This is a genomic window from Lysinibacillus antri, assembly GCF_003977595.1.
Lineage (GTDB): Bacteria > Bacillota > Bacilli > Bacillales_A > Planococcaceae > Ureibacillus > Ureibacillus antri.
This window is the reverse complement of sequence record NZ_RYYR01000023.1, coordinates 57,707-65,255: the sequence shown is the minus strand read 5'-3', so window position 1 is coordinate 65,255 and position 7,549 is coordinate 57,707. Positions and strand designations below refer to the sequence as shown.

Below are 7,549 nucleotides of genomic sequence, written 5' to 3'. Positions count from 1 at the left end.
CTTTTGTTGCTGTGTAGTTTGTAACTACTGGTGCGTCAACAGTACCTGTCGTTACTGTGAATGTGAACGTTGTTAATGTAGATCCTGCCGCAATTGTAAATGTTCCATTTTCAAATGTTACATCATCTTGCGTTTCTCCTACTGTTCCACCCTGTGCATCAAATGCAAACGTTGCTGCTACTGGCGTTGGAGCTGCTGACCAAGTACCGTTTTGTGCTTTTGTTGCTGTGTAGTTTGTAACTACTGGTGCGTCAACAGTACCTGTCGTTACTGTGAATGTGAACGTTGTTAATGTAGATCCTGCCGCAATTGTAAATGTTCCATTTTCAAATGTTACATCATCTTGCGTTTCTCCTACTGTTCCACCCTGTGCATCAAATGCAAACGTTGCCGCAGGTTGGTCCACTAATGTCACAAAATCAGAAATATATTCATATCCATACAGTATATAATCTGTATCATTTTTAAATGCTACAACTTTAAATACATATTTATCATTTTGTAATCCTGATATTGTAAAATTATTCACAGAAGGTCTTTCTCCATTACCCCAAGCAAGTTCCCAATCATACGGATTAGAAGGTGCACTGTCTCCTTGATAATAATAAACTTCATAACCGTTTGCACCTTCAACAGCATTCCATTGTAACTCTACAGTATTGTTTATCTCCTCTACTGTTAATTCGGTAATTTTTAGTCCTAACATTTGACGAACATGATTAACTTTTGTTTTTAGAGATTCTTTTTCTGGTCCTTCACTAAGTTGTTCTATCATATTTTCTACTAAAGCAACTTTATTTTCATCAACACCCACTACCAATTCAGCGTATTTATATCCATTAATTTCAGTTACTTCAAGTAACTCATTTATTGCTTTTTGCGTTGCATCTAAATAAGTTAGTAATTTGATTTCACTTGGATTTTCTTTATCAGCAAATTTTTTAGTATTACCTGCAGCATCTTTTGCCTCGATGTAGTATTGAATACTATTTGCCGATACTTCTGGAATATCATAGTTATAATTAGAACCAACACCTTTATTCATAGATACTTCCGTATAAGTTGTTTCACTAGGCGTTTTATAGAATAGTTTTACACTAGTTACCCCTACGTTATCAGTTACATCAACAGAGATATTAATTGGTTCATTTATTACACCATAATCAGATGGAGTATGAGTAACTGTTGGCGCAACTTGGTCACTCACTGTTACTTGTACATTCCCAGAGTAGTCTACGCTCACACGGTATTGTTTGTCATCAGTTAATGTAACTGTGAATTCCCCTACTGCTACACTAGTCGCTGTTAATGTTGTGCCTTCAATTTTAATTGTAGCTATTTGATCATTTGATCCAGATTTCACTGTTGCACCATCAGTGACTGTTGTAGTGGATGTTTTACCTGGTACAAACATTGAGTTAGTTACAGTCACATACTGTGTTGCTATACCTGTTACACTTCCTACAGTTACTTTTACTTGATATGTGCCTTTTGGTAATTCAGAAGACTCAAAATTAACTTTACCGTTTACAATATTTGGTTCACGAGTATACGTAGATAATGGAGCGCTGGCTACTACACCATTTTCCACTTTATAAAATTCAATCGTTGCTTTTGTTGCTGTTGTATTTGTTACATTAGCTGTTATTGTAATCTTCTTACCATCATCACCGACAGTTGCCTGTACACTTGTTACCGTAACTTGATCACCACCACCAGTTGACCCCGATCCACCGCCACTGCCACCAGATGATCCTGATCCGCCTGGGTTAGCGCTTCCATTATTAGTACCTGGTGTTGTTACATTATCTCCTGCAACTACTTTTGCAATATTTGATTGGATAGATTCATAGTTTTTGATGATGTCTTTGGCATTAGAATCTGCAGGTAAAGTTACCTCGCCGATTTTAATTTTTGTATCTACTTCTACTTTAGCTTCAGGATTATTTACTGCTAATTTTGCAATTGTGCCTGAAATGTTTAATGCTACTTCTACTGCTTTTTCAAGTGCAACTTGGTCAAATGAACCTGAACCCGTAATATTGATGCCGATCGTTACATCAACCGTTACCGTTGTTACATCTGCATCTACTTGAATCGATGAAACATTCGCCGAAATCGTTAACTCAGGTAATTTTGCATCCGATCCTACTGTTACATTGTCACGTTTAACATGTACTTTGTTCAAATTACTATTTTTAAAATCAATTACTGGACCATTTGTTGCAGCCGCAAAGAATGGTGTTAATGAAGCCACTGGATTAGTTGCCTCTTCAACGATAAACTCACCATTGTTTACTAAGCCATCTGCTGTGAATCCATTTACAACATTACTTGAAAGTGATACATTGCCTTGAACAGTCAAATTTTTCACTTCAATGTAGTCCGCATTTACAAGTAAATCCCCTTTAATTGTTGTATTTCCACCATCTAAAATAAGAACTGCGCCTTCTTTTCCTGCCGTATTTAATTGAAGGGAATTAATTGCTACAATTTTTCCGTCTTTAATTTCTGCTTTTACAAAGGCTCCTGCTAATGCCGCACTATTCTTTTCGTTTAATAATCCTCTTAATGCTTCTGGGATATCAAAGCCTTCTACTTTAGTACCAGCAATTTCTGAGATTGTGAAAGTGGTATTATTTTCTTCAATTGCATCCATCGCAGATTCTGCACGTGTTACAAATGTTGCTAGTTCTCCACGGGTCACATTTGCTGTACCACTATATTTCATCGCTGATATTCCAGCCGTTACATTATTTGTATAAAGTGCATTAATATATTGTTCAAACTGAGGATTTACGTCATTAAATGGAAGTTCTACATCATTTGAACTTTTTAATTGATAAGCTTTCGCTATCATTATAGCCATTTCATTTCGTGTAATGTAACGATCAGATTGGTATGTACGATCTGGGTAGCCACTAACAATTTTCGCTTCTGTTAGAGCAGCAATTGCTCCATAAGCCCAATTAGTTGTCGATACATCGGTAAATTTAGGATTATTTACATTTTTTGTGTCTAATCCAAGTGAACCCGCAATAATTTGTGCTGCTTGTCCACGTGTGATTAATTTCGTTGGACCAAATGTTCCATCAGGAAACCCTTTAATAATACCACGCTCAGTCAAATTGATTACTGAATCATAATAATACTCAGAGCCTTTTAAATCTGGGAATTTTGTACTTGCATCTACTGCGTTTGGCGCTACTACGACTACTGCTGATGCTACAACTGCTGATGCTATGGTTGCGTTTAAGAGCTTTTTTGATTTTTTCTTCATAATCAATCTCCTCTATAAATAGTATTTTTTTACAAACCCAATTATATGGTAACGCATACCACAAGTCTATTAAAAATGTAAAATATATGTAAAATTACGGTATTTTTAGCTAATCCTTTTTGTAGATAGATAGGCTTATAAAATGTTATTTTTAAGTATCATTAATAATTCTATTTATCTATATGATATTTTATCAAAACGACAAAACGGCTTTAATCCTTTAAAATAGGACTAAAGCCGTTTCTAAAACTATATATAATTCCAAGTTATTCTTTCACATAATTAATAACGTCTCCGCTAATCGCGTACATTTCTTTCATTGTAAGCTCATGATTTGTTGCATCAATATTTTCCGCAACATTTGCACGAATGATTCCTTTATCAATTAACGTTTGCCAGCTAGCCTGTGAATCGTCCACAAATAACTCTCCTAAAACTTCTGTCACGTCCGTTAACTGGAGAGGAGTCTTTTCCTCACTAAAGGCCTCGGCATAGAGTGGATGTATTTTGTCTTCGAGCTTTTTACTAACTTCTGGGTTCGCGCGTTCAATTGAAGCATTTATCATGTTGAGTAAGCCTTGTTTTGTTGCTGGTTCCTCCACTCTTAAGTCATTTGTATAGCCAGCAACGACTAATCCGTAATTCATGATCGTTTGAATGGATTCGTCATACCATTCCCCTTCATATGGATAGTCCGTATCAATGTGTTTCACGAATGCGCCTTGTTCACTCAATATCGAACGCATTTTCTCGATTAGCTCTTCATTTTGGCTTAGCTCTCTAAATGTAATATTTTCTTCGATGGCAATGGCAGAAGCAACACCTGCTGCTTCACCTGTGATCATCCCTGTTGGAACGACGCGGGCACTCCCTGCTGCTAATGAAGAGTAACCTGTAGAACGTCCTGCAACGAGAAGTCCATCTATTTCTTTCGGTACGATCGTTCTAAATGGTATTGCGTATTGTTTTGGACTTGATAACACATAGCCATAATCACTCGGCGTTTGTGCTTGTACGTCTACTGGATACGCACCATAGCCAATGCTATCCCAATGATCACGGTTTGTCCAAACATCCGCCATGGATAATTGGTACTCCGCCTCAATATGACGCGTTTCTCGTACATACAATTCCGTTGGGTAGCTTGCAATTTTCGCATTTTCAAACCCTGGGAACTCTTGTTGTAAATAGTTTAAAATATGATCTGTTTCACGTTTCCCAATTTCGATTGCTTCTTTTTTCGACTCCGCATCTAATCCGTCAATTCCGAAAATTTGCAGGGCATTGATGTAATAATCGTTATCAATCTTTACAAGGTTTAGCCCACGTAAACGGGTATTTTCCTCAATTGGTTCGTAGTCATAATGTAAATCCGAGAAGCCCCATGCAACCGAATCGGTAACATCTGCAACGCCGAATTTTTCAGATTTTGCTGTTTCTTTCACGCCATCCCAATCCACATCTTTCAAATGAATCATTAACGTAACGGCCATTTTTTTATCAGCAATGCCAATGTCTTGTCCACCTACAAAATAAGGCGCGTTCGACATCACAGCAAAATCAGCGTCTTGAGTAGCATCAATAAACGCCTTCCCTTTAATATCAAATTCACCGTGTTCATTTTTAATTTTCACGCCTACTACTCGATTGCCATCTAATACGGATTCCGTTACTTCTGTATTTGTCGTTAATGTAATTAAGGATTCGTCATCCACAAGTTTTTGAAAGGCTGCTTTTGCTTGTTCAATCCCAAACGCATTGCCTTTCCCTACTAGCTTATGCCACTCTTCGAAAATCCCTTTACTAACCGAATCTTCTTTTTCACCTTGAGGGATATCTAAGAAATTTAACATCCCATACGTAAATAAACCACCAAGTTCTTCTCTATTTTCAACTAGTAGTGTTTTCGAACCATTTCGAGCGGCTGATACGGCTGCTGCCACCCCCTCAGGCTCCCCACCAATGACAATGACATCATATTCTTCGTCAAACTTTTCAACCGCTGTAGGCTTTTCATATGGAATGTTCTCTGCCTTCGCTGGTGAACCATTACGATCTTGGTAATATTTATAACCAAAAAATGCCGCAATAAGAATAATTAAAATTCCTACAACTGTTAACACTAACTTTTTCGACATATTATCCTCCAATTTCCTATTTATAGACATAATTTCTATTTTAACATGCAATTAAACAAGTTTAAACTCGTGAAGCCCCGATTAAAACAAAAGGAGCATCTCGCTATTTGAGACACTCCTTTCCAACTATTTATTCACTCTGTCAATAAATGCAGCAAATTGTGCACGGGATACTTTTTCATTTGGTCTGAATGTATTATCCACATAGCCTGCTACTAAATTATTGGCAACAAGGGTTTGGACGTAGCTATATGCCCAATGATTAGCGTTAATATCTGTATATTGCACATTCCCTGTTCCCTGTAAGTTGTAGGCTCTTGTTAAAATCGAAGCCATTTCCGCACGTGTCAGCTTCCCATCTGGATCAAACTTTCCTGGTTCACGACCTGTAATAATGCCAGCCTCAGAAACTGCAGCGATTCCACTATATGCATAGCTGCTACTTTTCACATCAGAAAAATTCGGTGTTGTTGTTGCTTGTAAATTTAATGCTCTTGCAATGATTACTGCTACTTCTGCACGTGAAATCGTCGCTTCTGGTCTAAACGTTCCATCCGTAAACCCTTTAATTAGACCACTTTTATTTAAATTTTCGATGGATTCATATGCCCAGTGACTGCTATTCACATCTTTGTAGCTTCCACTTTTCGCTGCAACAGTAATCGAAATTTCAGCTTTTACGCCTTCATATTCCCCAATAATTTTGCCTGTGCCGCTCTTTTCAGCTACAAACGTCGCACCGTTCATTGTCCCGATATTCCCTTGTACCGTCCAGTTCATGTCAGCAGGATTAATTGCGACTGGATTAAGGTATTCATCATAGGCTGACGAAATTTTCATATCAAGAGACGAACCAATTTCTACTTCGCTTCCATTGTTACTTAGTTTAATCGCTTTAATGTTGCCTAATGGCGCCGAGTTTACGACTTGTAAAATTGCAGACACTCGACGCTCACTACCGTCAGAAGGTTTGTTCACCAATGTTGGGTAATAGCCTCCAGGAGCACGTGTCACCATGGTAGTCGAACCGCCACCATCTAGATTGATTGCCGCGCTTGCACCTAAAGAAATTAAATACGAAGCTAAATCCATAAGACTTGTCCCAGTACTATAGCCACTTTGTCGACCATCCACCGTCACAAGAAACACTCTCGATCCTGTAGCATCCACGGCAACCGCAGTACGAGGCGCACGAGTTTTAGCAAAGGATGTAGATGTTGACATAGAAATATTCACTTTATTATCTTTTACTAATAAAGGACCTGCTGCTAAAATAAATTCTGCATCCATCCATTTTTGATCGATTGCTAGATTAACTTCGATTTCCGAACCCTCTTCAATCGCATTTTGGATTTCTGTTGCCACTGTTTGATTTTGAACGGAAATAACAAAGCCATCTGATGGTACGCTTGCGTTTCCTTTTGTACCATATTTTGCTACACTTGAAACAATCCCTGTGAAGGAATCACCAAAATGCAATGTTTTTGTATCTTGTGAGGCATTCGTTACAACAATTTCAAGGCCCCATTCATTTGTGCCTGTTGATGCCATATCAGGTGTGTATAGAACGTTCATATCTTTTGATCGTACATTGTCAATGGAATCAAGCGCATACTTTTTCCCATCTACCGTGAAAGATAAATCGGTTGTGTAATAGTCTGCGATCGCTTTTCCAGTTTTCGAAATACCAAAGGCAACCGGTTTTTGCGTTGGACTTTCTGTAGAAACACCTAAAATACCGTAATTGATGATCTCATTATTTTGAGCTAATAAATTGGCAGGCGCACCAGTTCCTAAAAAATACGCCGCATTCACTGCGCCTACTACTCGATGCCCTTCATAACTGTATTCTTTTGCTAAACTACTCGTTGTTTTAAGAGATTTTAATGGCTTAGGGAACCCAATCTCTAAACTTGTGTATGTATCTTGCAGGTTCACGTCTAGCACATGCACCGCTTCTTTAATCGAACCAGATTGATAGTTTCTTTTAATGTGCGTTACGTTTGGTGATACGACTGTTTTTACTTCACTAATTTTCGTGTCAAATACAGATGCTTGTGCAAATGACGTATTAAACACAAATTGCACCATGATGACGACCATGATCATCATCCCAAGTTTTCTTACCAAT

3 protein-coding genes are annotated in these 7,549 nt (G+C 38.0%); all 3 read right to left on the bottom strand.

Annotated features, from left to right (window positions below; genetic code table 11):
* Positions 1-3,280, bottom strand: a 3,280-nt coding sequence (locus EK386_RS14805) for an S-layer homology domain-containing protein (protein WP_126659959.1), incomplete at its 3' end; no start/stop codon positions are given.
* A gap of 266 nt (positions 3,281-3,546) precedes the next feature.
* Entirely contained in the window at positions 3,547-5,418 is a 1,872-nt protein-coding gene (locus EK386_RS14800) for an FAD-dependent oxidoreductase (RefSeq protein ID WP_126659958.1), read from the bottom strand.
* 126 nt (positions 5,419-5,544) lie between these two features.
* Positions 5,545-7,548 (bottom strand): S-layer homology domain-containing protein, encoded by a 2,004-nt coding sequence (locus EK386_RS14795; RefSeq protein WP_126659957.1) that lies wholly within the window; start codon positions 7,546-7,548, stop codon positions 5,545-5,547.
* Position 7,549: the final 1 nt, after the last annotated feature.